Source organism: Rathayibacter sp. VKM Ac-2760 (assembly GCF_009834185.1).
In the GTDB taxonomy this organism is placed as follows: Bacteria; Actinomycetota; Actinomycetes; order Actinomycetales; family Microbacteriaceae; genus Rathayibacter.
The window spans coordinates 1,696,964-1,723,181 of the sequence record NZ_CP047173.1; the positions used below are offsets into that span (position 1 = coordinate 1,696,964).

A 26,218-nucleotide genomic window follows, 5' to 3' on the forward strand; every position below is an offset into this window, starting at 1 on the left:
ACCGCCGTCGTTCTGACGGTGGGTGGATCTCGATACGCCCGCTCCGCGGGCTACTCGATCAGCATGATGTGCACGCACGGCATGCACGGCATGCAAGGCATGCAGCACATGCAGCCATGCAGCTATGCAGCTCACGAAGCCATGCAGTTCATGCGGTCATGCAGCTCGGGCGGTGCGTGCCGCGCGCGTCGGCGCGGGTCCGCCCATTCTGGTCGGGTAGCGCGATCGAGCAGGTCTGCGGACGACGAAGGGCCCGGACGCTGTGCGTCCGGGCCCTTCGGGGGAGGGGTCAGTGCTCGCTGTGCGAGCTCTCGAGCTCCTTCTGGGTGACGGGGGTGATGCGGTCCTCGAAGAACCAGCGGGAGAGGCCGGCGCGGACGCGCTGCGGGGCGGTGATGCGGCCGCGGGAGTCCGGGCGGATCATCAGCGGCTCGTACTCCTCCTGGCCGACCAGCTTCCAGCGCTCGTACGCGTCGAGCTGCTGGTGCACCTCGATGAACTCGCCGCCGGGGAGGCGGACGATGCGGCCGGACTCGAAGCCGTGCAGGGCGATCTCGCGGTCCTTCTTCTGCAGGGCGAGGCAGATGCGCTTCGTGACGAAGTACGCGATGACCGGCCCGGCGAAGAGGAGGAACTGCAGGGCGTGGATGACGCCCTCCATCGTGAGGTGGAAGTGCGTCGCGATGATGTCGGAGGACGCGGCAGCCCAGAGGACGGCGTAGAACGTGACTCCGGCGGCACCGATCGCGGTGCGGGTGGCGGCGTTCCGCGGGCGGTCGAGCAGGTGGTGCTCGCGCTTGTCACCGGTGATCCAGGCCTCGAGGAACGGGTAGAGCAGCACCACGACGATGAACAGGCCGACCACCGAGAGCGGCAGCAGGATGTTGAACGAGATCGTGCCGATGCCCGGGATCGCCCACTCCAGTCCCGGCGGGACCAGGCGCAGGGCGCCGTCGGCGAAGCCGATGTACCAGTCCGGCTGGGTGCCGGCGGAGACGGGCGACGGGTCGTACGGGCCGTAGTTCCAGATCGGGTTGATCGTGAACAGCGAGGCGATGAGGACGACGACACCGAAGACGATGAAGAAGAAGCCACCGGCCTTCGCGGCGTAGACCGGCAGGACCGGGTAGCCGACGACGTTCTGCTCGGTCTTGCCCGCACCGGGGAACTGGGTGTGCTTGTGCACGACCACGAAGACGAGGTGCAGGGCGATGAACGCGAGCACCAGGGCCGGCAGCAGCAGGATGTGCAGGGTGTAGAGGCGGCCGACGATGTCGGTGCCCGGGAACTCGCCGCCGAAGAGCAGGAACGAGACCCAGGTGCCCACGATCGGGATGCCCTTGACCATGCCGTCGATGATGCGGAGGCCGTTGCCCGAGAGCAGGTCGTCCGGGAGGGAGTAGCCGGTGAAGCCCTCGGCCATCGCGAGGATGAAGAGGACGAAGCCGATGACCCAGTTGATCTCGCGGGGCTTGCGGAACGCACCGGTGAAGAAGATGCGGAGCATGTGCAGGCCGATCGAGGCCACGAACAGCAGGGCCGCCCAGTGGTGGATCTGGCGCATCAGCAGGCCGCCGCGGATGTCGAACGAGATGTCGAGCGACGAGGCCATCGCCGCGGACATCTCGATGCCCTTGAGCGGCAGGTAGCTGCCCTCGTAGTGCGTCTCGACCATGGAGGCCTGGTAGAAGAACGTGAGGAAGGTGCCCGACAGCAGGATGATCACGAAGCTGTAGAGCGCGACCTCGCCGAGGAGGAACGACCAGTGGTCCGGGAAGATCTTGCGGCCGAACTCCTTGACGACCGCCGAGATGCTCGTGCGCTCGTCGATGTAGTTGGAGGCCTTGCCGACGTACCCCTTCTGCAGCTTGCCGCTGCCGAGGATGACGCCGTCGCCGGGCTCCGCGGGGGACGCCGCGGGGCGGGAAGGTGTGGTGGTGGACATGTGTGTCATCGCTCCCAGAAGGATGGTCCGACCGGCTCCGTGAAGTCGCTGCGGGCGACCAGGTATCCGTCGGCGTCGATGGTGATGGGGAGCTGCGGAAGCGGACGCTTCGCAGGACCGAAGATGACCTCGGCCTCGCGCTTGATGTCGAACTGCGACTGGTGGCACGGGCACAGGAGGTGGTGGGTCTGCTGCTCGTACAGCGCCACGGGGCAGCCGACGTGCGTGCAGATCTTGGAGTAGGCGACGATGCCGTCGTAGTTCCAGGTCTCGCGACCCTCACTGACGGTCAGGTCCTCGGGCTTCAGGCGCATCAGGAGGACGGCGGCCTTGGCCTTCTCCTCCAGCTTGCCCTCGACCTCGTCGAGTCCCTCGGGGATGACGTGGAAGGCGGAGCCCAGCGTGACGTCCGATGCGAGGATCGGCGCCCCGGAGGGGTCCAGGGTGAGTCGCGTGCCCTCGCGCCACAGCGTGGTCTTGAGCAGCGCGACCGGGTCCTGGTCCTGCGGTCCGAGACCGCGGAACAGGATGACGGCGGGCAGGGGGAAGACGACCAGCGAGGCGATGAGGCTGTTGCGGATCAGCGAGCGCCGGCCGAAGCCGGACTCCTTGTCGGACTGGTCGAAGATCTCGAGCGCGCGGGCACGGGTGTCCTCCGCGCTGCGGACCGGGTGGCGGATGTCGATGCCCTCCTGGTCCGACATCAGCTGCTTGCCCCAGTGCACCGCGGCGATGCCGATGGCGAGGAGGGCGAGCGACATGCCGAGGCCGATGAACAGCGTGTTCAGCCGGACCGACGCGATGTCCTCGGTGATCGGGAACGCCATGTAGGCGGCGACCGCGAAGATCGAGCCGGCGAAGGAGAGGTAGAAGAGCGTGTAGACCGTGCGCTCGGCCCGCTTCGCGACCTTGGGGTCGAGGTCCGTCATCCGGGGGCGGTGCGGCGGAAGGCCCGGGTCCTGGACGCGGCCTCGCGTCACGACCGCGGTGCCGGCCGGAGCACTCCCGTGCCCGGTGGCCGACGAGGTGGCGAGGTCGGTGCCACCCTCATCGTGCTCTGCCATGGTTCTCCTTTTCACGCCGTATCGGCACCGCTCGGCGCCTCGGGGGTCGAGCGCCCGTCGGGGCGCTGATGAGTGCTAGTTGGATCGTGCGGTGATCCACACCGTCAGGGCGACGATGGAACCGAGTCCGAAGATCCAGAGGAAGAGGCCCTCGGCGACGGGGCCGAGAGAGCCGAGGGCGAATCCGCCCGCGGAGGGGTTGGCCTCGATGTACTTGAGGTAGGAGATGATGTCGCGCTTGTCTTCCGGCGAGATGTTGAGGTCGTTGAAGACCGGCATGTTCTGCGGACCGGTGACCATCGCCTCGTAGATGTGCGCCTCGGTCACGCCGCCCAGCGGGGGAGCGAACTTGCCCTCGGTGAGCGCGCCGCCCGCGCCGGCCACGTTGTGGCACATGGCGCAGTTGATGCGGAAGAGCTCGGCGCCATTGGCGCTGTCGCCCTGCGCGTCGAGGACCTCGCCGGTCGGGATCGCGGGGCCGGGGGCCAGCGAGGCGACGTAGGCGGCCAGCTCGGCGACCTGGTCGTCGGTGAACTGCACCGGCTTCTCGAGGGCCTGCGGGCCCTGCATCTGCATGGGCATGCGGCCCGTGCCGACCTGGAAGTCGACCGAGGCGGCGCCGACGCCGATCAGCGACGGCGCGTTGTCGGTGCCCGCGGCGTCGAGGCCGTGGCAGGTGGCGCAGTTGGCGGCGAAGAGCTTCGAGCCCTCGTCGATCGTCTGCTGGCTGGTGGCCGAGGTCTCGGCGGAGGCGGAGGTGGCGACGCCGACGGCCGCGTAGGTGCCGCCGGTCAGGCCGAGGCCGATGGCGATCAGGGCCAGCGTGGCCAGGGGGTGACGGCGACCCTTCTTGGCGCGGCTCGTCGTCTTCGGGGAGGCCATCGAGGCAACCTTCCTGCGGGGTTCGGGAGTGTGGTGGGGCATGGAGGCGGCAGGCCTCACTTCAAGAAGTAGATGACGACGAACAGGCCGACCCAGACGACGTCGACGAAGTGCCAGTAGTAGGACACGACGATCGCGCTGGTCGCCTCCTTGTGGCCGAAGTTCTTGACGGCGAAGGCGCGGCCGATGACGAGGAGGAAGGCGATGAGCCCGCCGGTCACGTGCAGGGCGTGGAAGCCGGTGGTGAGGTAGAACGCCGAGCCGTAGGCGTTGCTCGAGAGCGTGACGCCCTCGGAGACGAGGGTCGCGTACTCGAGGACCTGGCCGCAGACGAAGATCGCACCGAGGGCGTAGGTGAGGAAGAACCACTCGACCATGCCCCACTTGAACGGGCTCAGCCCGGTCGAGCGCGGCTGCAGGCGCTCGGCGGCGAAGACGCCGAACTGGCAGGTGAACGACGAGGCGACCAGGATCACCGTGTTGACGCTCGCGTAGGGGACGTTCAGGATGCTGGTCTCGGCCGACCACAGCTCCGGGGAGGTGCTGCGGAGGGTGAAGTAGATCGCGAACAGGCCGGCGAAGAACATGACCTCGCTGCCCAGCCAGACGATCGTTCCGACCGCGACCGGGTTGGGTCGGTTCACTGCGGGCACGGTGGCCGTGGGGGAGAGAGAGGTGCTCGTCACACAGACCATTATGAACGATGACGCGGGGGGACACTCGCACTTCCCGTGGGGCCTTCGTAGTCGCATAATCTGAGAGCCATGTCGGAAACCCTGTCCTGGCCGCGTCTTCTCAGCTCCCTCCTCGACTCCTCCGATCTCTCGGTGTCGGAGGCGACCTGGGCCATGGAGCAGGTGATGCGGGGCGAGGCGACGCCGGCCCAGCTGGCGGGGCTGCTGATCGCGCTGCGGGCCAAGGGCGAGACGGTCGACGAGATCGTCGGCTTCCGCGACGCGATCCTGGAGCACGCGGTCCCGCTCGAGGTGGACCCGATGGCTCTGGACATCGTCGGCACCGGCGGCGACCGGTTCGGCACGGTCAACATCTCCTCCACCGCGTCGATCATCGCGGCGGCCGCCGGTACGCCGGTGATCAAGCACGGCAACAAGGCCGCGTCGTCGTCCTCGGGCTCCTCCGACGTGCTCGCCGCGCTGGGCGTCGACCTGACGCTGCCCGCCGAGCGGGTCGCCGAGGTGTTCCGCCGGACGGGCATCGCCTTCGTCTTCGCGGCGATGTTCCACCCCGGCTTCCGCCACGCCGGCGCCGTGCGCGCCGAGCTGGGCGTGCCGACGGTCTTCAACTTCCTCGGTCCGCTCTGCAATCCCGCGCGGCCGGAGGCGTCGGCGGTCGGCGTGGCCCACCTCGACCGGGTCCCGCTGTTCGTCGGCGTCTTCCAGACCCGCGGCGCCACGGCGCTGGTCTTCCGCGGCGACGACGGGCTGGACGAGCTCACCACCACCGGGCACAGCCACATCTGGGAGGTCTCGCGCGGCTCGGTCGTCGAGCACGACCTCGACCCGCGGGACCTCGGCCTCGCCCGAGCGAGCATCGACCAGCTCCGGGGCCGCGACGCCGCCTACAACGCGCAGGTGGTCCGCTCGGTCCTGGCGGGCGAGGAGGGGCCGGTGCGGGACATCGTGCTGCTCAACGCGGCGGCGGGGCTGATCGCGTTCGATCTGGCGCGCGACCCCTCGCTCATCCGCACGGCGATCCTGGACCGCTTCCGCTCGGCGCTCGTCCGGGCCGCCGACGCCGTCGACTCCGGAGCCGCCACGGCGAAGCTCGACCAGTGGGTCGAGGAGACGCGGCGCGGCGCCTGAGCTTCCGCCGATCGGGGCCTGCGCGGTGGCGGAGCCCGGGCGTAACGTGGACCCGCTGTCCGCGACGGAGCGGACGACCCTGGAGGAGACCTCGATGAAGAAGCTCATCAACGACCCGAAGAACGTCGTCACCGAGTCGGTGGCCGGGTTCGCCCTCGCGCACGCCGACCTGGTCCGGGTCGAGCCCGATCCGCTGTTCGTGGTCCGGGCCGAGGCCCCGCGGCAGGGCAAGGTCGGGATCGTCAGCGGCGGCGGCAGCGGGCACGAGCCGCTGCACGCGGGTTTCGTGGGCTTCGGCATGCTCGACGCGGCGGTGCCCGGGCCGGTCTTCACCTCGCCGACACCGGATCCGATCGTCGCGGCGACCAAGGCGGTCGACGGCGGCGCGGGCGTGCTGCACATCGTGAAGAACTACACGGGCGACGTGCTCAACTTCGAGACGGCGGCCGACCTGGCCCTCGCGGACGACATCGAGGTCCGCTCCGTCGTCATCGACGACGACGTCGCGGTGAAGGACTCCCTCTACACGGCCGGGCGCCGCGGTGTGGCGGGCACCGTGCTCGTCGAGAAGATCGCCGGCGCGGCCGCCGAGCGCGGCGACTCGCTCGACGAGGTCGCGGGCGTCGCCGAGACGGTGAACGCGAACGTCCGCACGATGGGCGTCGCGCTGCGGCCGTGCACGGTGCCGCACGCGGGCGAGCCGAGCTTCGAGCTGGCCGAGGACGAGATCGAGATCGGCATCGGGATCCACGGCGAGCCCGGCCGCGAGCGGATCCCGCTCGAGCCGGCCGATCGGATCGTGGACCGCCTGCTCGCGCCGATCCTCGAGGATCTGCCGTTCTCCTCCGGCGACGAGGTGCTGCTCTTCGTGAACGGGCTCGGCGGCACCCCGCAGATCGAGCTCTACCTCGTCTACCGGCGCGCGGCGGAGGTGCTCGCCGAGAAGGGCGTGACGGTGCTGCGCAGCCTGGTGGGGAGCTACGTCACCTCGCTGGAGATGCAGGGCGTCTCGATCTCGGTGCTGAAGCTCGATGCGGCGCTGACCGAGCTGTGGGACGCTCCGGTGCAGACGGCCGCGCTGCGCTGGGGGCGCTGAGCACCTCCGGACGGCGGGCCGACGGCCCGGGCAGGACACACGACGACACGACGGTCGCAGGGCGACAGAGGGAAAGAGGGCGGATCGATGCAGGACGGACAGGGAGCGCAGGGGCTCGACGCGGCGTGGGCCGTGGCGTGGATCCGGGCGGCCGCGGCGGCCGTGGCGGAGCACCGGGTCGAGCTGATCACGCTGGACCGGGCGATCGGCGACGGCGATCACGGCGAGAACATGGACCGCGGCTTCCAGGCGGTCCTCGCGAAGCTCGACGCGGCGGCCGAGCCGGCGACGCCGGGCGAGGTGCTCAAGCTCGTCGCGACGACGCTGATCTCGACGGTCGGCGGCGCCTCCGGCCCGCTCTTCGGCACCGCCTTCCTGAAGGCGTCGGGGGCGATCACCGGGCAGGAGTCGCTCGACGGCGCCGCGATCGCCGCGCTGCTGACGGCGGCCCGCGACGGCGTCGTCCTGCGGGGCAAGGCCGAGGTCGGCGACAAGACGATGGTGGATGCGTGGACGCCGGCGGTCGAGGCGGCGGACGCCGCGGCTGCGGGCGGAGCGTCGGCGGCGGACGTGCTCGCGGCCGCGGCCGACGCGGCGCAGGCGGGGGCGGAGTCGACCGACCCGCTGGTCGCGCGCAAGGGGCGCGCGAGCTACCTGGGTGAGCGGGCCGTGGGGCACCGCGACCCGGGGAGCGTCTCGAGCGTCCTGCTGCTGCGCGCGGCGGCCGAGGCGGCGGCGTGAGCGTCGGGCTCGTCCTCGTCTCGCACAGCGCCCGGCTGGCCGAGGGGCTGGTCGAGCTCGCTGCACAGATGGCGCCGTCGGTGGCGCTGATCGCGGCGGGCGGCACCGAGGAGGGCGGCATCGGCACCAGCTTCGAGCGGATCACCGCGGCGCTGGCCGAGGGCGACTCCGGCGACGGCGTGGTGGTGCTCTGCGACCTCGGCTCGGCGATCATGACGGCCGAGACGGCGGTCGAGTTCCTCGACGACGAGGCGCGCGAGCGGGTGCGGATCGCGGACGCTCCGCTGGTCGAGGGGGCGGTCGCCGCGGCGGTGGCGGCCGGGACCGGCGCGTCGCTCGCGGACGTGCTGGCGGCGGCGGAGTCGGCGCGGGGCCTGCTCCTCGCCGAGCAGCCGGCGGCACCGGCGACCGCGGACGCCGCCAGTGTGCTCCGGCGGGTCCGGCTGATCAATCCGAACGGGCTGCACGCCCGGCCGGCGGCCGACTTCGTCACGCTGGCGAACCGCTTCGACGCGCGGATCGACGTGAACGGCAAGGACGCGACGAGTCTGCTCGGCGTGATGTCGCTCGGGCTCGACCGCGGCGACGAGGTCGCGATCTCGGCGACCGGGCGCGAGGCCGAGGAGGCGGTGGGCCGGCTGGCCGATCTCGTCGAGTCGGGATTCGGCGAGGTCTGAGCACTCAGGCGGTGCCTCCTAGCCTGGGGGCATGGCCCTGCGCGGAACCCGACCCCCGTCCGTCCTGCTCCGGCGCGTCCTCGGGCTGCCCCGCGTGGTCCGCCGCGCCGACGCCCGCGCCGCTCGGCGGTTGAACGCGCGCCGTCCGGTGCCCCTGGTGGACGGGGCGCTGGTCGGGCTCTCGCGCGCCGCGGACCACGGCGTGCTCTGGTTCGGGCTCGGGGCGATGCTGCTGCTCGCCGGCCGGCCGCGAGAGGCGGCGCGCGGGGCGGCGTCGCTGGCCGTCGCGAGCGCGGCGGCGAACCTCGTGGGCAAGCAGCTCTTCGGCGGGGTGCGGCCGCTCGTCGTGGACGTGCCGGTGGGGCGGCGCCTGGCGACGGTGCCGACGTCGCCGAGCTTCCCCTCCGGCCACGCGGCGAGCGCCGCCGCCTTCGCCGCCGGGGTCGCGCTGGAGTCGCCGCGGGTCGGGCTGGCCGTCGCGCCGCTGGCCGCGGCCGTCGCGTTCTCGCGGCTGCACGTGGGCGTGCACTGGCTCTCGGACGTGCTCGGCGGGGCGGCGCTCGGCGCGGCGGTCGCGGGGCTCGGCCGGGTCCTGGTGCCGGCCCGGCCCCGGCACGTCCCGGTCGCCGAGCGCGCGAGCCGGCCGCCGGTCGACGTGCGTCCGCTCGGTGACGGAGCGGGCCTCCTGGTCGTGCTGAATCCGGGGGCGGGGCGCGACTCGCACCGGCCGGACCCGGAGCCGATGATCCTGCAGCGCTTCCCGGCGGCGCGGGTGCACCGGCTGGCGGACGGCGAGGACCTCGCCGACGTCGTCCACTCGGCGCGGGCCGGCGATGCTCCGCCGGAGGTGCTGGGCGTCTACGGCGGCGACGGCACGATGTCGGTCGGCGCGGCTCTCGCGCGGGCCGAGGGGATGACCCTGCTGGTGCTGCCCGGCGGGACGATGAACCACTTCGCCAAGGCGCTCGGCCTGGTCACGATCGAGGACGCCCTCGAGGCGGCGGCGCACGGTGAGCGGCGCGACGTCGACGTCGCGGAGGTGACCGCGGGTGGTGCCGAGCCGGTGACCGTGCTGAACACGGTGTCGATCGGGCTCTACCCGGAGTTCGTCGCCGCGCGGGAGAAGCGCGAGAAGGTGATCGGCAAGCCGCTCGCCGCGGTGCTGGCCGCCTTCGAGGTGGTGCGCTCGACCGATCCGTTCGAGCTGCGGCGCGACGGGCGGACCGAGCTGGTCTGGTCGTACTTCGTCGGGGTGAACCGCGAGCACCCGCGCACCGCGACGCCGCTCGCTCGCCGCCGGCTCGACGACGGGCACCTCGACATCCGCATCCTGCACTCGGGTCGCGCGCCGCGGACCCGCGGCGCGGTGTCGCTGGCGCTCGGGCGCGGGGCGACGCCGGTGGTCGGCCGCGTGCCGGGCTGGCGCGCGCCCGTGGTCGAGTCGACCAGCACGCCGGCGATCACGGTCGGCGCCCGCCGCCCGGCCGGCACGGCCCCGGAGTGGGCGCACGACGGCGAGAGCGAGGTGTTCGACGGCGAGCGCGAGGGCTTCCACGAGGCGACCGTGCGGATCGTTCCGCTGGGGCTGCGGGTGTACGCGGCGGCCGACCAGCGCGGGGACTCCCGGAAGTAAACCCCCCGGCGGATGTCCGCCGAGTCGCCGGGGAGGCGAGCAGCGCGTGCGACCCTGGGGGGAGGGAGCCGGCCGGGCCCCTCGGCAGCCGGTCGCTCCTCGGCAGAAGGAGTCCCCGTGAGACGCATCCACTACGCCGAGGGAAGCGTCGTCACCGGCGACGACATCGCCGACGCCGTCCTCGAGTACGCCAGGATGCTCGCCTCGACGGCGACGGCCGACACGGTCGAGATCCCGGTGCGCCGCGCGGGCGGGGTCGTCTCGGCCCGGATGCTGCTCGGGCCCACCAGCCAGATGCTCGTCGAGGACGAGGCCGACCCCGCCGCGGAGATCGTCGACGAGGACCTGGTCGCGGAGCTCGGCGCCCGCGCGCGACGGCTCGATCGACCGGTGCCGATGCCGACCGACGACGACGCGTCGCTCCCGGACCCGCTCGACTACTGAGCGGCGCCCGGCAGCCCGCGCTCGAGATCGTCGAGAGCGGGGACCTGCCCGGCGACGAGCAGTCCGCGCGCCTTCTCGAGCGGGTGCCACTGGGCGGTCTCGATCTCGGGGTAGGCGCGGAGCACGCCCGAGCCGCGCGGCCACTCCAGCTCGAAGGTGTTGCTCGACGCGAAGGCGATCGGCTCGGTGCACTCGGCGGCGAAGACCGTCACGATCTTGCCGGAGCGCTGCCGGTAGGCGCCGAGCAGGGCGTAGGCGAGCTCCGGGGCGGGCACGCCGATCTCCTCCTCGAACTCGCGCCGGGCGGCGTCGAGCGGCGCCTCCTCGGCGGTGTGCAGACCCTTCGGGATCGACCAGGCCCGCGGGCGGCGGGTCCACAGCGGCCCGCCCATCCGACCGAGGAAGACCTCGCGTCCCGCATCGCCGGGCCGGTGCAGGAGGAGTCCCGCGCTGGTGGGGGCCGTCATCGCCGCGTTCCGCTCATCCCGCCATCCTGCCGCGCCGCCGTGGAAGGATCGAGGAGCCGACCCGCGACCCGCCCGGAGTGATCCCCATGAGCAGAACAGCCGCCGTGAGCACGACGTCCGCGCCGGAGCCGTCGCCGGCTCACGCCTCTCCTGACGCCGCGTCCCCGGTCGCCACGTCCGAGGGCGGCACGGTCCTCCGGCGGCTGCGCGAGGAGCTCGGCGACGCCGTCTCGACCGAGGGCGCGGCCTTCGAGGCCGTGCACACCGACAAGTCCGGCTGGACGAGCGAGGGCCGCGCCCTCGCCCTGGTGCGGGCGCGCTCGGTCGCGGACGTGCAGGCGACGCTCCGGATCGCCACCGAGCACCGCGTGCCGGTCGTGCCCCGCGGCGCGGGGACCGGGCTCGCGGCCGGCGCCGTCGCGCGGGAGGGCTCGATCGTGCTCTCGACGGCGGCGATGGACCGCATCCTCGAGATCTCGCTCGAGGACGAGCTCGCGGTCGTCGAGCCGGGCGTGCTCAACCAGGCGCTCTCCGACGCGGTGGCGGCCGACGGGCTGATCTTCTCGCCCGATCCGGCCAGCAAGGCGATCTCGAGCATCGGCGGCAACATCGCGACCAACGCGGGCGGGCTGCTCTGCGCGAAGTACGGGGTGACCCGCGAGGCGGTGCTCGGCCTGGCCGTGGTGCTGCCCGACGGCCGCCTGGTCCGGACCGGGCGGCGCAGCGTCAAGGGCGTCACCGGCTACGACCTCACGGCGCTGCTCACCGGCTCGGAGGGGACGCTCGGGGTCATCGTGGAGGCGACCGTGAAGCTCCGGCCGATCCCCGCCGGGCGGGTGGTGACCATCGGGGCGTACTTCCCGAGCGTCGTCGCCGCGGCCGCCGCCTCGGCCGCGATCACGGCGGCGCGGGTGCGCCCGGCCGTCATGGAGCTGATGGACGAGGCGGCGCTCGCCGCGATCGCCCGCTACACCGGCGCGGACGTCGACCGCGGGGCCGCGTATCTGCTGGTGCAGACCGACGGCGGGGGAGCGGCGGCCGAGGCGGCGCGGATCCTCGAGATCGTGCTCGCGGCCGGTGGTGACGCGGAGTCGACCGACGACCCGGTCGCGGGCGAGGCGCTGCTCGGGGTGCGGCGCGCGTTCCACCCGGCGCTCGAGGCCGAGGGCGAGGTGCTGATCGAGGACGTCTGCGTGCCGCGCTCGGCGCTGCCCGCGATGTTCGCGGCGATCCGGGGGATCGAGGAGCGCACCGGGCTGAGCATCCCGACCGTGGCGCACGCGGGCGACGGGAATCTGCATCCGAACTTCGTGCTGCCGCCGGGCTCCGTCGGGGTCGGCGAGGAGGTCTGGGCGGCGGCGGGCGAGCTGTTCCGCACGGCGCTGGTACTCGGCGGCACGCTCACCGGCGAGCACGGGGTGGGGCTGCTGAAGCGGCGCTGGCTCGCGGAGGAGCTGGGCGAGGACTCGCTGGCGCTGCAGCGCGGGATCAAGGCGGTGTTCGATCCGCTCGGGATCATGAACCCGGGCGCGGTGCTCTGAGACGGTGGCGTGGCCGCAGCCCGCTCAGAGGAGCTCGGCGGCGAGCAGCGACGCCGTGAGCACGATCGTCGCGGCCGACATCAGCCAGTAGAGGATCGTCTCGCGCCACGAGCCGGCCGAGCCGAGCACCGGGATCGCCGCGTACCCGCCGGACGTCCAGAGCCGGCGCAGGAGCGGCGTCCGGCGCACCCAGCGCGGCGAGCGGATCCGGAGCGGCCAGAGCCAGTTGATCCCCTCGGTGGTGAGCGCGTCCCCGGCGACGTGGACGAGGTAGCCGAGGGTCGCGGCGACCTGCAGCCAGGCCCAGGTGCCGTCGGCGAGGGTGACGAGCAGCACGGTGACCACCGTCGCTCCGGCCCAGGCGATCGGCCAGGACGGCGCGGCCCGCACAGCCTTCGCGGCGAAGGCGAGGGCGGGCAGCGTGAGCACGGCGGCCAGCGAGACGGGGCCGACGAGCGGCACCGGGAAGCGCAGGGCGACCAGGAGCGGGATCAGGTACCAGACGACGGCGACGGCGAGCAGCGAGTGCATCCCGTGCCGGTGCCCGCCGCTGATGCGGCCGGCGGTCGCGGTGAGCAGCGAGGCGCCAGGGGCCGAGCGCGAGACGGTCGCGCGGGCGTGGTCGGCGTCCGGCACGAGCGCCCAGCCGGCGGCGACGCCCAGGCCGACGAGCCGGAGATCGAGCGGGAGACCGGCGAGACCGAGCGGCGCGGCGAGAGCCGGGACGGTCGTGACGACGGACCAGGCGAGCGCGCCGGAGACGGCGTGCGAGCGTCCCATCACGGGCGGGCCTCCGCGGGGTGGAGAGGCGGAAGGTGGGAGGGAGACGTGGTGTGGGCGATACCGGACTCGAACCGATGACCTCTTCCGTGTGAAGGAAGCGCGCTACCAACTGCGCCAATCGCCCTGACGGCCGTCTTGTGGACGACCCGAGAAACGATCGTAGCGGATCGGCGGCGGGTGGGTGCACCACCGCGGGCGCGCCACGCCCGGGTGAACGGCGGGTTGCGGGCGGGTTTCGCGCGGAAAGACGGGGGTCGGAGCCCGCGGCGCGCGAATCGGTGCGCCGTCGATTTGGAATCTCGCGCGGCGTTCGGATACAGTCTTCTAGGTCGAGCCGGGCAGCGAAAGCGCCGGAGAGACAGGCAGAACAACAGACAGACAGAGCAACACAGCAAGTCAGCACCAACACATCATGCGGATGTGGCGCAGTGGTAGCGCATCACCTTGCCAAGGTGAGGGTCGCGAGTTCGAATCTCGTCATCCGCTCGAAGATCGGCCTCCGGGCCGTGAATCCAGGAAGACTCCTCAGGGTGTCCTCCGACCTGGTCGGTCCGTGCGGAAGCACAGCGGGCCGCCGACACCGAATCCCGTACACGGTGGATTGGCCGAGAGGCGAGGCAGCGGCCTGCAAAGCCGTATACACGGGTTCGAATCCCGTATCCACCTCGATCGTTCACCGAGCGAGGCGCTCCAGTCGGAGCAACGGGCGATTGGCGCAGCGGTAGCGCGCTTCCCTGACACGGAAGAGGTCACTGGTTCGATCCCAGTATCGCCCACACACGAGCAACCCCCGGCCCCGGCCGGGGGTTCGTGCGTTAACGCGGCGACTCGGTCTACCCTCGCAGGATGTCAGCCTCGACCGCCGTCGGCCACGGCACCGTCCTCCGCCTGGCCACTCGCGAGGACGGGCCCGCGCTCGCGGCCGCCTACCGCCGCAACAGGCGACGTCTCGCGCCGTGGGAGCCGCTGCGCTCCGCCCGCTTCTTCGAGGCCGGCGGGCAGACCGACGCACTCGCCGACGCGCTGCACGCGCACCGGTCGGGGGCGCTGCTGCCGCTCGTGCTCGAGTGCGGCGACGAGCTGGTCGGTCGGCTCACGCTCTCGAACGTGGTGCGCGGCGCCTTCGACAGCGCCGATCTCGGCTACTGGATCGACGCCGAGCTGGAGGGCCGCGGGGTGATGACCCGCGCGGTCGGTGCGACGCTCGGCCTCGCCCGCGACGAGCTCCGGCTGCACCGGGTGCAGGCGGGGACGCTGCTGCACAACCGCGGCTCCCAGACGGTGCTGGAGCGCAACGGCTTCGAGCGGATCGGGGTCGCCCGCCGCTACCTCCGGATCGCGGGGGAGTGGCAGGACCACCTGCTCTTCCAGGTGCTGCTCGAGGACGTGCCGCCTGCGCCGCTCGCGCCGCCGCAGGCCGCTCCGATGCGGCTCGTCTAGGGTGGGCAACCGCCGGTGCCCCGCCGGCGGACCCGGCCGGAGGGACGACGGGACGATGACGCGCAGGATCGGTGGACGCGAGTTCGACTTCGACCAGGAGGTCGCGGTGATGGCGGTCGTGAACCGCACCCCCGACTCCTTCTACGACAGGGGCTCCACCTTCGCGCTCGACCGGGCCGTCGAGGCCGCCGTGCGGGCCGCCGAGCAGGGCGCCGACTGGGTCGACATCGGCGGAGTGCCGTTCGGCCGCGGTCCCGCCGTCTCGGAGCAGGAGGAGCTCGACCGCGTCGTGCCGGTCGTCGCGGGGATCCGCGAGCGCAGCGACGTGGTGATCTCGGTCGACACGACGCGCGCCGAGGTGGCCCGCTCGAGCATCGCCGAGGGCGCCTCCGTCGTCAACGACACCAGCGGGCTGCACGACCCGGGGATGCTCGCGGTGCTGGCCGGCTCGTCCGCGCAGCTCGTCGTCACGCACAGCCTGGGCGCGCCGCGGAGCGAGCCGGTGGCGCCGCAGTACGACGACGTGGTGGCGGACGTGATCGAGCATCTGCGGGTCCGGGTCGAGCGCGCGCGGGCGGCGGGGATCCCGGACGACCGGCTGATCGTCGATCCGGGCCACGATCTGAACAAGAACACGCTGCACACGCTGGAGCTGACCCGGCGGCTCGGCGAGCTGTCGGTGCTCGGGCTGCCCGTGCTGGCGGCGGTGTCGAACAAGGACTTCATCGGCGAGACGCTCGACCGGCCGCAGGGGGAGCGGCTGGAGGGCTCGCTCGCGGCGGCGGTGATCTGCATCCTGAACGGGGCGCGGATCGTGCGGATGCACGACGTGCGCCAGGCGGTGGACGCGGTGCGGCTGACGGAGGCGGTGCTCGGCTGGCGGGCGCCCGCGTATCTGCGGCACAACGTCGCGGTGGACGGCGCTGCAGCAGACGGCTCTGCGGTCACCGGCACTGCGGTCGACGGCGCTGCGGCGGCCGGGGCGTGAGCGCCGCGATCGACCGGCTGCGGCCGGCGCCCGCGCGGGACCTCGACGATGCGGCGCTCCTCGTGGCCTACGCGGAGGGTGCGGCGGAGCGCTGGCTGCGGGTGAACTTCGTCTCGAGCATCGACGGCGCTGTCACCCACGACGGGGTGTCGGGCGCGCTGGGCGGCGACGCGGATCTGCGGGTCTTCGACCTGCTCCGACGGCTGGCGGACGTGGTGCTCGTCGCCGCGGGGACGGTGCGCGCGGAGGGCTACGGGCCGATGGTGCTCGGGGACGACGCGGCGGCGGCGCGGGTGGCGCAGGGGCTGCCGCCGCATCCGGTCTTCGCCGTGGTGTCGGGGTCGCTGGATCTCGATCCGGCGTCGCGGCTGTTCACCGAGGCGCCGGTGCGGCCGATCGTGGTGACGACCGCGGCCGCGCCGGAGCGGCGGCGCGCGGCGCTGGCCGAGGTGGCGGACGTGCTGGTCTGCGGTGCCGACGCGCTCGACCCGGGCGCGATGCGCGCGCAGCTCGCCGAGCGCGGGCTCGGCCGGATCCACTGCGAGGGCGGGCCGGGACTACTCGGCACGCTGCTCGCCGCCGACGCGGTCGATGAGCTGTGCCTGACCCTCAGCCCGTCGCTCGAGGCGGGCGACGCCGGCCGCATCGCCCGCGGCGAGTCGCCCGCGCGTGCGATGCGCCTGGCCCACGTGCTCGCCGCCGGCGACACCCTCCTGCTCCGCTACCTGCGCGACCCGCCCCGCGAGATGCCACTTGTGATCCCGACACGCCGAGGAAAGAGCGCACAAGTGGCATCTCGCGGAAGGGAAGGGGAGGCGTGAGCGGGCCGGACCTGCAGCGGCAGACGTCGCTCGAGGGGGTGCGCGTGCCGGCGGTGGCGGTCGCGTTGAACGGCGGGGCGGCGCCCGAGCTGGTGTGGCGGAACCAGCTGGACGGGCTGACGTTCCGGGTGCGGGACGGGTTCCTCAAGTGGAATCCGCGGACGACCGGGGTGGATCTCGGGCGGGAGGCGGCGCGGCTGGAGTGGCTGGCCGGGCGGCATCCGGTGCCGCGGCTCCTGGAGCGGGGCGAGGACGACGAGGCGCAGTGGCTGCTGACCGCGCCGCTCACGGGCACGAGCGCGGTGGCGCCGGAGTGGCTCGCGCGGCCGGAGGAGGCGGTGCGGGCGATCGCCGGGGCGCTCCGGGCGCTGCACGCGCTGCCGGTCGCGGACGTGCCCGCGGCGCTGCGGGGGGACTCGTGGTTCGACCGGCGGCCGAGTGCACTCGGCGAGGCGCCGGCCGTGCTCGCGCCCGTCGTCGTGCACGGCGACGCCTGCGCGCCGAACACGCTGATCGGCGCGGACGGGCGCTGGAGCGCCTCCGTCGACGTGGGCGACCTCGGGGTGGGCGACCGCTGGGCGGATCTCGCGGTGGCGGCGGTGAGCCTCGGCTGGAACTACGGCGAGGGCTGGGCGCCGCTCCTGCTCCGGGAGTACGGGATCGACCCCGACGAGGAGCGCGCGGCGTACTTCCGCGCGCTCTGGGCCGCGGAGTCCTGACCCGCGGAGTCCCGACGGGTGTGAGTCCCGACGGGCGTCAGTCCCGCGCGGACTCCTTCGCGGACTCCTTCGCCGCGTCGTCGTCCTGCGAGGTGCCCTCCTGCCCGCGGTTCTCGCTGGCCAGGCGCAGCCAGGTGCCGTCGCGGACGTCCTTCTCGTGCACCGCGGCCTTCTTCTCGCTCGCGGCGGTGTCGCGCGGCGGGAGCTGGATGGTCTCCTCCGCCTCGATGCCGGCCTGCAGCTGGCGACCGCGCTCCAGCTCGGCGTCGAACTCGGCGCCGAAGAGCAGGGCGATGTTGGTGATCCAGATCCAGAGCAGGAAGACGATCACGCCGCCGAGGGAGCCGTAGGTCTTGTTGTAGTTGGAGAAGTTGGCGACGTAGAACGCGAAGCCGACCGAGGCGAGCAGCCAGATCGCGAGCGCGACCAGCGCGCCGCCGCTGATCCAGCGGAACTTCGGCTGGCGGATGTTCGGCGCCCAGTAGTAGAGGATCGCGACCGTGAGCACCGCGATGACGATCAGCACCGGCCACTTGGCGATGTTCCAGACGGTCAGCGCGGCTGGGCCGAGCCCCACGACGTCGCCGACGGCACTGGCGACCGGGCCGCTCAGCACCAGGATGAGGGCGGCGACGACGATGAGGACCACGGTGACGACCGTGACGCCGAGCATGGTCGGGCGCAGCTTCCAGAACGGGCGGCCCTCGTCGATCTGGTAGACGCGGTTCATCGCGCGGCCGAAGGCGCCGACGTAGCCGGAGGCCGACCAGAGCGCGCCGAGGAGACCGGTGACGAAGGCGACGCCGGCAGCCGGGGAGTTCACCAGCGACTGGATCGGGTCGCGCAGCAGGTCGACGACCTCGGCGGAGGCGAGATTGCCGACCAGGTCGAGGACCGTCTGCGTGGTCGCCTGCGCCTGGCCGAAGAGGCCGAGCACCGAGACGATCGCCAGCAGCGCTGGGAACAGCGCGAGCACGGCGTAGTAGGTGAGCGCGGCGGCGAGGTCGGTGCACTGGTCGGCGCCGAACTCGCGGCCGGTCTTCTTGAGCACGTAGAGCCAGGAGCGCTTGGTGATGTCGGTGATGTCGTCGGGCTTGCGCGCGTCGTCCGGATCGGGCGCGGTCTTCTCGCGGGTCGTGCTCTTCTCGGCCATGCGGCCACGCTACGGCCCCCGGGCGGGGAGCGGTGGCCCCTTGACGGCGCGCCCGCCCGTGCGGGAGAGAGCGGTCTCAGGCCGAGCGGCCCTGCCGGCTCGCCGCGAGGACTCCGAAGGCGAGGAAGGAGCACGTGGCGGCCAGCACGATGAGCAGCGGGGCGCTCCAGTCGCCGGTGGCGTCGTGGGCGAGGCCGAGCACGGTCGGGGCGGTGGCGGCGACGGCGTAGCCCAGGCCCTGCACGGTGGCGGAGAGGCGGGAGGCGTGCCGGTCGGAGCGGGAGAGCCGCACCAGCAGCACGAAGACGACGGTGATGCCTCCGCCCTGCGCCGCGCCGCCGAGCAGGCACCAGAGCGCCCAGAGCGACGGTGCGAGCAGCAGGCCGATCGGGACGGTGCACCAGAGCAGCCCGACCAGCGCGAGGCTGCCGAGCGGCCGGAGGCGGCGGACCACCAGGGGCACCCCGATCGCGCCGATGATCGCGGCGATCTGGAAGACGGAGGAGCTCGCTCCGGCCGCCTCGATCGAGAAGCCGTTGCGGTCGACCAGGAAGCTGGGCAGCCAGGCGGTGACGCCGTAGTAGGAGAAGGCCTGGCTGGCGAAGCAGACGGCGAGGGCGAGCACGGTGAGGCTGCGCCAGATCCGCGGCGCCGGCTCCTGCGGGCCGCGCACGGCGGGCGGCCGGGGTGCCGGGCGGAGCGCCTGCGCCGGCCCGCGGGCGAGCAGCCAGCCGGCGAGCGCGAGGACGTTGAGCACCAGCCAGGCGAGCAGGGCGCCGCGCCAGCCGAGGACGAGGGCGAGCGGCGCGGTGCCGAGGGAGGTGATGGTCGAGCCGATGTTGAGGGCCGCGGTGTAGACGCCGGTGGTGAGGTCGACGCGCTCGGGGGCGACGTCGCGGCGGATGACGACGGGGACGACGACGTTGCCGATGGTGATGAAGACGCCGAGGAGGACCGTGCCGGCGACGACGAGCACGACGTCTCCGGCGGAGCGCAGGATCGTGCCGAGCGCGACGCCGAGGACCGTCACGGTGACCGCCGCGTCCGGCCCGGCCCGGCGGATCACCAGCAGGGCGAACGGGGTCGCCAGGGCGAAGCAGAGCACCGGGATGCTCGTGAGCACGCCGGCCTGGCCGGAGGAGAGCTCGAGGTCGCCGCGGATCGCGTCGATGACCGGGGCGACCGCCACGATCGGGCCGCGCAGCACCAGCGCGACGAGCGCGACCGCGACGACGAGGAGCCAGGAGGCGCTCCGCCTCCCCACGCCGCTCAGTTCGTGAGCCCGGCGGCGCGCGCCAGGAACGAGAGCACGCCGAAGCCGATGCCGACGATGCCGGTGATGAGGCCCGCGGTCGCGAAGCCGCGTCCGCCGAGCTGGGCGGAGGCGGCGCGGCCGCGGACGCCGAAGACGATCGCGAGGATGGAGGGGACGAGCAGCGGGTTGATCAGGATGCTGGCGATGCCGAGGATCAGGCTCGCGAGGGCGAGCGAGTTGCGGCGCGCGGGGGCGGCTCCGGGGGTCGCGCCGTAGCCGGGAGCGGGGCCGTACGCGGGCGCGGCGCCGTAGGCGGGTGCGGCGGGCTGCACCGGCGCTCCGGGCGGCGGCGTGCCGTACGCGGGGGCGGTCGGGGCGGCGGGGGCCGGTGGCACGGCGGGGCGGGAGCGATCGGTCCACGCCGCTCCGTCCCAGTAGAGCTCGGCGCCGAGGTCGGCGGGGTGCGGGTACCAGCCGGGCGCGGGCAGCGGGGCGGAGTCGTCGGGCATGCGCCGAGTCTAGGGCGGGCCGGAGCGTGCGGGGGCCGGAGCGTGCGGGGCCGAAGCGTGCGGGGCCGGAGCGTGCGGTGGCCGGGCGCGGGAGGATGGACGGGTCGCGGGCTCGCCGCCCGCGCGGGAGGAGGAGTCGTGGGCTGGAGCATCGTCGAGGTGGAGTGGGCGGATCCGCGCGCGGAGAGCCTCCGGTCCGCGCAGCGCGTCGAGCTGGACGAGCGCTACGGCTCGGACGACCACGAGCCGGGGACGCCGCCGTCGGCGGACGACGTGCCCGTGTTCCTCGTCGCGGTCGACGAGGACGGCCGAGCGCTCGCCTGCGGCGGGCTGCGGCCGCTGCCGGAGTCGGTGCTCGGCGCGGACGTCGTCGAGGTCAAGCGGATGTTCGTCGACCGGGCGGCGCGCGGCTCCGGGGTCGCCGCGGCGGTGCTCGCGGCGCTGGAGGACAAGGCGCGCGAGCGCGGCGCGGTGCGGCTGGTGCTCGAGACGGGGACGCTGCAGCCGGACGCGATCCGGTTCTACACGCGGGAGGGCTATGCGCCGATCCCGCTCTTCGGCTCCTACGCCGGCTCCGAGCACTCGGTCTGCTTCGCTCGCTCGCTGCGGCCGGCCCGGATCGAGGGGTCGGCGGACGTCGATCCGCGGGCCGAGGTGGGCGACGGGACGCTGGTGTGGCATCTCGCGCAGGTGCGGGAGCACGCGCGCGTCGGCCGCGACTGCGTGATCGGCCGGGGCGCCTATGTCGGGCCGGGCGTCGTGGTGGGCGACCGCTGCAAGATCCAGAACCACGCGCTCGTCTACGAGCCGGCGGTGCTCGGCGACGGGGTGTTCGTGGGGCCCGCGGTGGTGTTCACCAACGATCTGCGGCCGCGCGCGGTCACTCCGGAGGGGGCGCTGAAGTCGGCGGACGACTGGCACGCCGTCGCGGTGGTGGTGGAGGAGGGCGCGGCGATCGGCGCGCGCGCGGTCTGCGTCGCTCCGGTCCGGATCGGGGCCTGGGCGATGGTCGCGGCGGGCGCGGTGGTCGCCGCGGACGTCCCGGCCCACGCGCTCGTGGTCGGGGTGCCGGCGCGGCGGATCGGCTGGGTCGGGCGGGCCGGGGCGCGGCTCGAGCCGGCCGGGGACGGGCCGGACGGCGCGCTCTGGCGCTGCCCGGAGACGGCGGAGGAGTACGTGGAGCGGGCCGGGGTGCTGAGCCGGGTCTGAGGCGCGACCCGCGGCGCGGCGGCTCAGTGCCGGGTCGTGGAGGCGAGCCGGTCTCGCTCGGGAGCGGGCGCAGCAGGCCGGGCGGGAGCCGGCGGTGCCGCGCGGAAGGCGGCCGGAGCGGCGGCGGCCGGTGTCGCGGCGGCGGCCGTCGCGCGCGCGGCGCCGCGGCGACGGTGCTCGTCGTCGTCGGCGCGGCGGCCCCGCCGCTCCTGCCCGCCCTGCGGCCGTCGACGGCCCGGGCGATCGACACCGCACCGAAGAGCAGCACGACGCCGCCCACGCCGACCACGATCACCGCGCGCAGCCGGTCCGAGACCTGCTCGGTCGCCCGCAGCGGCGACTGCACCTCGAGCGCGGTGAAGAGGTAGCGGTCGTCCGCCCCGTTGACGGTCTGGATGCTGCGCAGGGTGTCGACGAGCATCCCGCCGAGCGCCGTCGTCGTCGCGAGCGAGCCGTCCGCGGTCGGTGCGTCGGCCGTGACGGAGAGCAGCAGGCCCTGACCGGACCAGGCCGAGCGCTCGACCGCGAACTCGGTGGACAGTCCCTGCGCGTCGAGCGCCTCCGCCGTCTGGTCGCTGTTCAGCACGGTGACCAGCACCTGCGCGGCGAGCGAGTTGTCGGAGGAGCGCAGGTAGGGGTTGTCGGAGTTCAGCGCGGCGAGCGCCGGGTCGGCCTCGAGCTCGGCGGTGCTCGGGAGCTGCGGGTTGACCAGGGCGTAGGTCGCGGTCGAGGCGTAGGTGCGCGGCGAGAGCACCAGCACGTACGCCATCGCGGCGACGGTCAGCACGAGCACGACGCCGGCGAGGACGCGGTGGCGCCAGAGGGTGCGGAGAACGGAGACGGGGTCCATCAGGGGAGCCTTTCGGGGACGTGGTCGATCTCGCCCGCCGCGGGGACGGGGGCGTCCGGGCGGAGGGCGGAGGGGAGTCCGAGCTCGGCGCGCACGAGGAGCCAGCAGCTCCCGGAGAGGCCGAGCACGAACGGGAACAGCAGGGCGAACACCGGGAAGCCCAGTGAATCGAAGGTGGCGGAGGCGACCACCGCGACCGTCGCGGCGGCCGCGACGCTCCCGGTCAGGGCGCGCAGCCGCGGATCGCGGGCGAGCTGGGCGGCGATCAGCCCGAAGAGGGCCGGGACGCCGAAGTAGGCGAGCACCGCGGCGGCCCCGAGCAGGCCGAGGGTGATCGCGGAGCCGAGGTACTGGTTGTCGAGGATGAGCTTGGCGCTGTCCGGGAGGTAGGTGCCCGGTCCGGTGCCGAGGAGGGGGTGCTGCGCGACGAGGGCCGCCACGCGGGGGTAGTTGTCGAGGCGGTTCACGATCGAGGTGTCGGCCGTGCCCGCGCCGATCGAGCTGGTGAGGGTGCCCAGCAGTCCCGGGGTGGTGACGAAGAACGCGGCGACGGCGAGCGGCGCGAGCACGTACCCCCAGCGGCGCGCGGCCTGCGGCAGGAAGATCCCGCAGACGGCCGTGCCCACGGCGAGCGAGAGCACGCCCGACCGGGAGACGGTCAGCGCGAGCGCGGTGAGCAGCAGCACGCAGGAGGCGGCGCGCAGGATCCGGGGCGCGCGCGTGTCGTAGAGCAGGCGCCAGACGGCGAGGGGGAGCAGCATCGCCGAGACGACCGCGAGCTCGATCGGGTGGAAGGTGGTGCCCGCCACCCGGGTGAGGCCGTCGCGGTCCTGGAACGGGGTGCTGCCGCCGTTGTCGACGAAGCCGACCATGACGCTCCGGATCAGCTCCACCGGGTCGGTGTGGGTCGTGAACTGGACGATCGCGATGATCGCGCAGAGCGAGGCGGCGTTCACGAGCGAGCCGACCAGCACCCGCGCGTCCTCGAGGGTGCGGATGCTCTGCGTGGTGACGAGGGCGATCCCCGCGGAGGCGAGCAGGAGCAGCAGCCAGCGGTCGGCGCTGAGCTGGCCCTCGCCGGTGCGCGGGACGGTGTCGTTGCTCGCGTAGCGCACGTAGGACGCGATGCTGACCAGCAGGAGCAGCGCCAGCGCCGCCCGGCCCGGGTGGCGCATCGGGATCGGGTCGTGCAGCCCCAGCACCGCCGAGGCGAACCAGATCGCTGTCAGCGCGAGGGCGAGCACCATCGTGAGGGAGCCGGAGGCGCCCAGCGGCGCGAGCACCTGATCGGCCGGGGTGAGGAACAGGGCGAAGGCGACGAGGCGCAGCAGCAGCGGGGGTCCGGTCCGCTCGATCGGGGCGGCCACGGCTCAGTCCCTCGCCGCGGGGGCGACGACCGGCCGGCGGGCGGTGTCGTCGCGCGTCCAGCCCGTCGAGCGGCCGTCCGGCAGCCGGCTGGCCAGCGCGAAGGCGAGGTAGACGGCGGCGTCGGCGAGCTCCAGCGGCCCCTGCGCGGCCCGGAGCACCTCCACGGCGGTGCGGGTGGAGCGGCGCTCGCCGCCGGGGGTCGTCGCGGCCAGCTGCGCGCTGCCGCGATGAGTGCGGCGGAGCACGCCGAGCAGGCTGGACGTGCTCCGGGGCACGCGGACGACCGCGGGGGCCGTCGCGACGACGGCGCGCTCGGCGGCGGAGAACCGGCCGTCGACGAACTCGTCGTCGGCGATCAGCGCGGGGAAGACGCCGATGCGGTCGTGCCCGGAGCCGCTCACGGCGTAGCCGCCCGCGCCCCAGAGCGCGGTGTGCAGGGAGGGCGTGCGCGAGCGGGCGCGGTAGTAGGCGCGGACCAGCGCGTCGGCCCCGGTCGCGTCGTAGACCGCGGTCGGCCGGGCGGCGAGCAGCCCGCCGCGGGTCACGGCGTCGAAGACGCTCCAGACGGCGTCCGCGGTCACGCCGACGTCGGCGTCGAGGTAGAGCCGGGGCCAGGTCGTGGCGACCGCGTCGCCGGCGTTCAGCGCCGCGGTCTTGGAGGCCTCGCCGATCTCGACGACGGTGACGCCGGCGAAGCTCCGGGCGATGGCGGCGGTGCGGTCGTCGCAGGCGTTGCAGACGACGATCAGCTCGAGCGCGCCGCTCGCCGCGGCCGAGGCGAGTGGGGCGAGGGTGCGCGCGATCACCGCCTCCTCGTCGTGCGCCGGGACGACGACGGAGCCGTGCGGGTGCAGGGGCGGCGGCCGGTCCGGCGGGCGCGCCGACGGGCAGCGCGGCGGCGCGGGCGCCGAGGGCGGGGCGAGCACGGCGCGGCGGTGCGCGCGGCCGCCGGCGCCGGGGAGGAGGCTGCGCGCCGCCTCCGCCGCGAGCACGACCAGGCGGAAGGTGGCCGAGTACAGCGCGCCGTGGAACTTCTCGACGTAGCGGACCCGGTTGAGGGCCAGCAGCGCCGCGAGCGCGCTCGACGAGCCGGAGCCGCCGCCGTCGTGCACGACCTGCGCGGCCGGCTCGAACCAGGACTCGGCGCCCAGCTCGCGGGCGCGCCGGAAGTAGTCGGTCTCCTCGGAGTAGAGGAAGAAGCGCTCGTCCCAGTCGCCCAGGCGCGCCGCGACGAGCGCGTCGATCAGCAGCGCTGCTCCGGTCGCCCACTCGATCGCGTGAGCGTGCCGGTAGCTCTCGGGGTCGCTGTCGGTCTCGCTCGAGAACGCGGGGCGGTCGAGCATCCGGTCGCCGAGCAGGGCGTCGCCGAGGGCGCGCAGCCGGGTGGGCTCGCGGCGGAGCGAGCGCGCGGGCGCCCCGCCGGCGTCGCGCAGCAGCGGCACCACGATGCCGGCCGAGGAGGAGTCCATCCGCTCGAGCAGTCGCGCGATCGCCCCGGGCAGCACGACCAGATCGGGGTTGAGCACGAGCAGCGCGCCGGTGTCGCCCGCGTGCCGGCGGGCGATGTTGACGGCCGCCGCGTAGCCGACGTTGCCGCCCGCGTCGACGGCGACGACGTCGGAGTGCGCCGCGGCGAGGGCGAGCGAGCCGTCGTCCGAGGCGTTGTCGACGACGACCACCCGCAGGCGGACACCGGTGGCCGCCTCCCCGCGGAGGCTGGCGAGCAGCCGGTCGAGCGTGGCGGCCGAGCGGTAGCTGACGACGAGCGCGGCGACGTCCGCGCGCTCGCCGGGGGCGGCGAAGCGACCGGGGCCGGCGGGGGCGGGGAGGCCTCCGGGACCGGCGGGAACGGGGAGCGGAGGGAGACGGTGCGGGCCGTGCACGGTCGGGCCGCGCCGCGGCGTCGCGCTGCTGTGCAGGCGCAGGCGCCCGTAGGCGAGCGGCCCCTCGACCAGGTAGCGGCGGGCGAGGCGGCGCGGCTCGAGCGCGAGGCGCCACAGCCACTCCGCTCCACGGTCGGCGACCCACTGCGGCGCGCGGCGGACCGAGCCGCCGAGGAAGTCGACGGCCGCGCCGAAGGCGAGCAGCACGTGCGCGCCGGTGCGGGGGCCGTGCTCGTCGATCCAGAGCTCCTGGCGGGGCTTGCCGAGTCCGACGACGAGCAGGTCGACACGGGCGGCGCGGATCGCGTCGGCGAGTCGGCTGTTCGCGGCCGGGTCGGCGAGCTGCTCGCGGCTGGGCGACCAGAGGCCGGCCAGCACGAGGCCGGGCCGTTCCTCGGCCAGGCGCGCCCGGAGCCGCTCCTGCGCCGCCTCGGAGCCGCCGAGCACGCCCACGCGCACACCGTCGGCCGCGGCGCGGTCGAGCAGGGGGCCGATCAGGTCGCTGCCGGCCAGGCGCGGCCAGGAGACGCCGGTGAGCCGCTTCGCCTGGCCGGCGATCGGGCTGCCGTCGATCAGCGAGAGCCACTCGACGGCGGGGCGCGGTGCGTCGGCGGAGGCGTCGGCCGGGGCGGCCGCCCACGCGGTGGCGCCCTCCGCCGCTCCGTCGGTCGCCGGGACGAGGACGAGGGTCGGCGGCTCGGCCGCGGGCAGTGCGGGCAGGGGCTCCGCGCGGCGCTCGAGCACGTGCTCCCAGCGGCCGCCGTGGCCGAAGTGGTTGACGTGGTCGATGTTCACCGAGAGCACGCCGAGCGGCGCGGGGCCGGCGGCGGCGGCGCGGTCCGCGATGGTGCGGACCGCCTCCTCGTGCCGGGTGAGATCGACCGTGGTGCCGCCGAGGACGACGCGCCGGTGCTGCTTGTGGGTCAT

The 26,218-nt window shown here is 74.1% G+C and carries 24 protein-coding genes, 4 tRNA genes and 1 pseudogene; 17 read left to right on the forward strand and 12 right to left on the reverse strand.

What is annotated here, in order from left to right:
* Positions 1–289: 289 nt before the first annotated feature.
* The 4 genes from GSU72_RS07645 to GSU72_RS07660 form a co-directional block, all read right to left on the reverse strand.
* Positions 290–1,945, reverse strand: a complete 1,656-nt coding sequence (locus tag GSU72_RS07645; RefSeq protein ID WP_159984484.1) for a cytochrome bc complex cytochrome b subunit — start codon at positions 1,943–1,945, stop codon at positions 290–292.
* Positions 1,946–1,950: 5 nt separating this feature from the next.
* On the reverse strand, positions 1,951–3,009 hold the full coding sequence (locus GSU72_RS07650; RefSeq protein ID WP_159984485.1) for a Rieske 2Fe-2S domain-containing protein: 1,059 nt from the start codon (positions 3,007–3,009) through the stop codon (positions 1,951–1,953).
* Positions 3,010–3,084: 75 nt separating this feature from the next.
* Positions 3,085–3,891 (reverse strand): c-type cytochrome, encoded by an 807-nt coding sequence (locus GSU72_RS07655; protein WP_159984486.1) that lies wholly within the window; start codon positions 3,889–3,891, stop codon positions 3,085–3,087.
* Between the two features lie 56 nt (positions 3,892–3,947).
* Positions 3,948–4,586 (reverse strand): heme-copper oxidase subunit III, encoded by a 639-nt coding sequence (locus tag GSU72_RS07660; RefSeq protein ID WP_159984487.1) that lies wholly within the window; start codon positions 4,584–4,586, stop codon positions 3,948–3,950.
* 69 nt (positions 4,587–4,655) lie between these two features.
* Between GSU72_RS07660 and trpD the strand changes: the two genes are divergently transcribed.
* The 6 genes from trpD (at position 4,656) to GSU72_RS07690 (ending at position 10,305) form a co-directional block, all read left to right on the forward strand.
* The gene (gene trpD, locus GSU72_RS07665; RefSeq protein WP_159984488.1) at positions 4,656–5,714 is read left to right on the forward strand and encodes an anthranilate phosphoribosyltransferase; all 1,059 of its coding nucleotides are present in this window, start codon (positions 4,656–4,658) and stop codon (positions 5,712–5,714) included.
* 94 nt (positions 5,715–5,808) lie between these two features.
* A complete protein-coding gene (gene dhaK, locus GSU72_RS07670) occupies positions 5,809–6,810 on the forward strand; it encodes a dihydroxyacetone kinase subunit DhaK (RefSeq protein WP_159984489.1) in 1,002 nt (333 codons plus the stop codon).
* 87 nt (positions 6,811–6,897) lie between these two features.
* On the forward strand, positions 6,898–7,551 hold the full coding sequence (gene dhaL, locus GSU72_RS07675) for a dihydroxyacetone kinase subunit DhaL (protein ID WP_159984490.1): 654 nt from the start codon (positions 6,898–6,900) through the stop codon (positions 7,549–7,551).
* On the forward strand, positions 7,548–8,228 hold the full coding sequence (gene dhaM, locus GSU72_RS07680; RefSeq protein ID WP_159984491.1) for a dihydroxyacetone kinase phosphoryl donor subunit DhaM: 681 nt from the start codon (positions 7,548–7,550) through the stop codon (positions 8,226–8,228). Before dhaL ends, dhaM begins: the two co-directional genes overlap by 4 nt.
* Positions 8,229–8,259: 31 nt before the next feature.
* Positions 8,260–9,861, forward strand: a complete 1,602-nt coding sequence (locus GSU72_RS07685) for a phosphatase PAP2 family protein (protein WP_159984492.1) — start codon at positions 8,260–8,262, stop codon at positions 9,859–9,861.
* Positions 9,862–9,978: 117 nt separating this feature from the next.
* A complete protein-coding gene (locus GSU72_RS07690; protein ID WP_159984493.1) occupies positions 9,979–10,305 on the forward strand; it encodes a hypothetical protein in 327 nt (108 codons plus the stop codon).
* Here GSU72_RS07690 and GSU72_RS07695 read toward each other — a convergent pair.
* Positions 10,299–10,772, reverse strand: a complete 474-nt coding sequence (locus GSU72_RS07695; protein ID WP_159984494.1) for an NUDIX domain-containing protein — start codon at positions 10,770–10,772, stop codon at positions 10,299–10,301. The genes GSU72_RS07690 and GSU72_RS07695 overlap by 7 nt on opposite strands.
* An 86-nt stretch (positions 10,773–10,858) precedes the next feature.
* Here GSU72_RS07695 and GSU72_RS07700 point away from each other — a divergent pair, with 86 nt between their 5' ends.
* Positions 10,859–12,313, forward strand: coding sequence for an FAD-linked oxidase C-terminal domain-containing protein (locus GSU72_RS07700; RefSeq protein WP_159984495.1), 1,455 nt, complete (start codon positions 10,859–10,861; stop codon positions 12,311–12,313).
* A 24-nt stretch (positions 12,314–12,337) separates the two neighbouring features.
* On the opposite strand, the gene GSU72_RS07705 is transcribed toward GSU72_RS07700, so the two are convergent.
* Both GSU72_RS07705 and GSU72_RS07710 read right to left on the reverse strand, forming a co-directional pair.
* Positions 12,338–13,093: a metal-dependent hydrolase gene (locus tag GSU72_RS07705; RefSeq protein WP_244256100.1), complete on the reverse strand. Its 756-nt coding sequence runs from the start codon at positions 13,091–13,093 to the stop codon at positions 12,338–12,340.
* A 54-nt stretch (positions 13,094–13,147) separates the two neighbouring features.
* A tRNA-Val gene (locus GSU72_RS07710) sits at positions 13,148–13,220 on the reverse strand.
* 290 nt (positions 13,221–13,510) lie between these two features.
* Between GSU72_RS07710 and GSU72_RS07715 the strand changes: the two genes are divergently transcribed.
* The 7 genes from GSU72_RS07715 to GSU72_RS07745 all read left to right on the forward strand — a co-directional run bounded on the left by GSU72_RS07715 (position 13,511) and on the right by GSU72_RS07745 (position 17,064).
* Positions 13,511–13,582 (forward strand) — tRNA-Gly (locus tag GSU72_RS07715).
* 109 nt (positions 13,583–13,691) lie between these two features.
* Positions 13,692–13,762, forward strand: a tRNA-Cys gene (locus GSU72_RS07720).
* Positions 13,763–13,800: 38 nt separating this feature from the next.
* A tRNA-Val gene (locus tag GSU72_RS07725) sits at positions 13,801–13,872 on the forward strand.
* Positions 13,873–13,942: 70 nt separating this feature from the next.
* Complete coding sequence (locus tag GSU72_RS07730) at positions 13,943–14,536, forward strand: GNAT family N-acetyltransferase (protein ID WP_159984497.1); 594 nt, start codon at positions 13,943–13,945, stop codon at positions 14,534–14,536.
* Between the two features lie 55 nt (positions 14,537–14,591).
* Positions 14,592–15,524, forward strand: a complete 933-nt coding sequence (gene folP / locus GSU72_RS07735; RefSeq protein ID WP_159984498.1) for a dihydropteroate synthase — start codon at positions 14,592–14,594, stop codon at positions 15,522–15,524.
* Entirely contained in the window at positions 15,521–16,345 is an 825-nt protein-coding gene (locus tag GSU72_RS07740) for a pyrimidine reductase family protein (RefSeq protein ID WP_159984499.1), read from the forward strand. Before folP ends, GSU72_RS07740 begins: the two co-directional genes overlap by 4 nt.
* Positions 16,342–17,064 (forward strand): aminoglycoside 3'-phosphotransferase, encoded by a 723-nt coding sequence (locus GSU72_RS07745; RefSeq protein ID WP_244256039.1) that lies wholly within the window; start codon positions 16,342–16,344, stop codon positions 17,062–17,064. The genes GSU72_RS07740 and GSU72_RS07745 overlap by 4 nt, the downstream gene beginning before the upstream one ends.
* Before the next feature lie 37 nt (positions 17,065–17,101).
* Here GSU72_RS07745 and GSU72_RS07750 read toward each other — a convergent pair whose 3' ends face one another.
* From GSU72_RS07750 to GSU72_RS07760, 3 genes are all read right to left on the reverse strand, one after another.
* A complete protein-coding gene (locus GSU72_RS07750) occupies positions 17,102–18,217 on the reverse strand; it encodes a YihY/virulence factor BrkB family protein (RefSeq protein WP_159984500.1) in 1,116 nt (371 codons plus the stop codon).
* Between the two features lie 76 nt (positions 18,218–18,293).
* Positions 18,294–19,481 (reverse strand): MFS transporter, encoded by a 1,188-nt coding sequence (locus GSU72_RS07755; RefSeq protein WP_244256040.1) that lies wholly within the window; start codon positions 19,479–19,481, stop codon positions 18,294–18,296.
* Positions 19,482–19,486: 5 nt separating this feature from the next.
* The gene (locus tag GSU72_RS07760; RefSeq protein WP_159984501.1) at positions 19,487–19,981 is read right to left on the reverse strand and encodes a DUF4190 domain-containing protein; all 495 of its coding nucleotides are present in this window, start codon (positions 19,979–19,981) and stop codon (positions 19,487–19,489) included.
* A gap of 273 nt (positions 19,982–20,254) precedes the next feature.
* Here GSU72_RS07760 and GSU72_RS21545 point away from each other — a divergent pair.
* The 3 genes and pseudogenes from GSU72_RS21545 to GSU72_RS07770 form a co-directional block, all read left to right on the forward strand.
* A pseudogene (locus GSU72_RS21545) lies at positions 20,255–20,512 on the forward strand (GNAT family N-acetyltransferase); the annotation flags it as partial.
* A gap of 72 nt (positions 20,513–20,584) precedes the next feature.
* The gene (locus GSU72_RS21550) at positions 20,585–21,190 is read left to right on the forward strand and encodes an acyltransferase (protein ID WP_244256101.1); all 606 of its coding nucleotides are present in this window, start codon (positions 20,585–20,587) and stop codon (positions 21,188–21,190) included.
* Positions 21,191–21,363: 173 nt separating this feature from the next.
* Positions 21,364–21,558 (forward strand): hypothetical protein, encoded by a 195-nt coding sequence (locus tag GSU72_RS07770; protein WP_159984503.1) that lies wholly within the window; start codon positions 21,364–21,366, stop codon positions 21,556–21,558.
* A 481-nt stretch (positions 21,559–22,039) separates the two neighbouring features.
* Here the strand turns inward: GSU72_RS07770 and GSU72_RS07775 are convergent, their stop codons facing one another.
* Both GSU72_RS07775 and GSU72_RS07780 read right to left on the reverse strand, forming a co-directional pair.
* Entirely contained in the window at positions 22,040–23,407 is a 1,368-nt protein-coding gene (locus tag GSU72_RS07775; RefSeq protein ID WP_159984504.1) for an O-antigen ligase family protein, read from the reverse strand.
* A gap of 3 nt (positions 23,408–23,410) precedes the next feature.
* Positions 23,411–26,218, reverse strand: a complete 2,808-nt coding sequence (locus tag GSU72_RS07780; protein WP_159984505.1) for a WecB/TagA/CpsF family glycosyltransferase — start codon at positions 26,216–26,218, stop codon at positions 23,411–23,413.

What these genes read in the sequence shown, in the direction of transcription:
- dhaL (WP_159984490.1), top strand. Translation starts at nt 6,898, where the DNA reads ATGCAGGACGGACAGGGAGCGCAGGGGCTCGACGCGGCGTGGGCCGTG.
- GSU72_RS07750 (WP_159984500.1), bottom strand. Translation starts at nt 18,217, where the DNA reads ATGGCCGAGAAGAGCACGACCCGCGAGAAGACCGCGCCCGATCCGGAC.
- GSU72_RS07650 (WP_159984485.1), bottom strand. Translation starts at nt 3,009, where the DNA reads ATGGCAGAGCACGATGAGGGTGGCACCGACCTCGCCACCTCGTCGGCC.
- GSU72_RS07685 (WP_159984492.1), top strand. Translation starts at nt 8,260, where the DNA reads ATGGCCCTGCGCGGAACCCGACCCCCGTCCGTCCTGCTCCGGCGCGTC.
- GSU72_RS07655 (WP_159984486.1), bottom strand. Translation starts at nt 3,891, where the DNA reads ATGGCCTCCCCGAAGACGACGAGCCGCGCCAAGAAGGGTCGCCGTCAC.
- trpD (WP_159984488.1), top strand. Translation starts at nt 4,656, where the DNA reads ATGTCGGAAACCCTGTCCTGGCCGCGTCTTCTCAGCTCCCTCCTCGAC.
- GSU72_RS07760 (WP_159984501.1), bottom strand. Translation starts at nt 19,981, where the DNA reads ATGCCCGACGACTCCGCCCCGCTGCCCGCGCCCGGCTGGTACCCGCAC.
- dhaK (WP_159984489.1), top strand. Translation starts at nt 5,809, where the DNA reads ATGAAGAAGCTCATCAACGACCCGAAGAACGTCGTCACCGAGTCGGTG.
- folP (WP_159984498.1), top strand. Translation starts at nt 14,592, where the DNA reads ATGACGCGCAGGATCGGTGGACGCGAGTTCGACTTCGACCAGGAGGTC.
- GSU72_RS07695 (WP_159984494.1), bottom strand. Translation starts at nt 10,772, where the DNA reads ATGACGGCCCCCACCAGCGCGGGACTCCTCCTGCACCGGCCCGGCGAT.
- GSU72_RS07660 (WP_159984487.1), bottom strand. Translation starts at nt 4,586, where the DNA reads ATGGTCTGTGTGACGAGCACCTCTCTCTCCCCCACGGCCACCGTGCCC.
- GSU72_RS07700 (WP_159984495.1), top strand. Translation starts at nt 10,859, where the DNA reads ATGAGCAGAACAGCCGCCGTGAGCACGACGTCCGCGCCGGAGCCGTCG.
- GSU72_RS07705 (WP_244256100.1), bottom strand. Translation starts at nt 13,093, where the DNA reads ATGGGACGCTCGCACGCCGTCTCCGGCGCGCTCGCCTGGTCCGTCGTC.
- GSU72_RS07645 (WP_159984484.1), bottom strand. Translation starts at nt 1,945, where the DNA reads ATGTCCACCACCACACCTTCCCGCCCCGCGGCGTCCCCCGCGGAGCCC.
- GSU72_RS07780 (WP_159984505.1), bottom strand. Translation starts at nt 26,218, where the DNA reads ATGACCCACAAGCAGCACCGGCGCGTCGTCCTCGGCGGCACCACGGTC.
- GSU72_RS07730 (WP_159984497.1), top strand. Translation starts at nt 13,943, where the DNA reads ATGTCAGCCTCGACCGCCGTCGGCCACGGCACCGTCCTCCGCCTGGCC.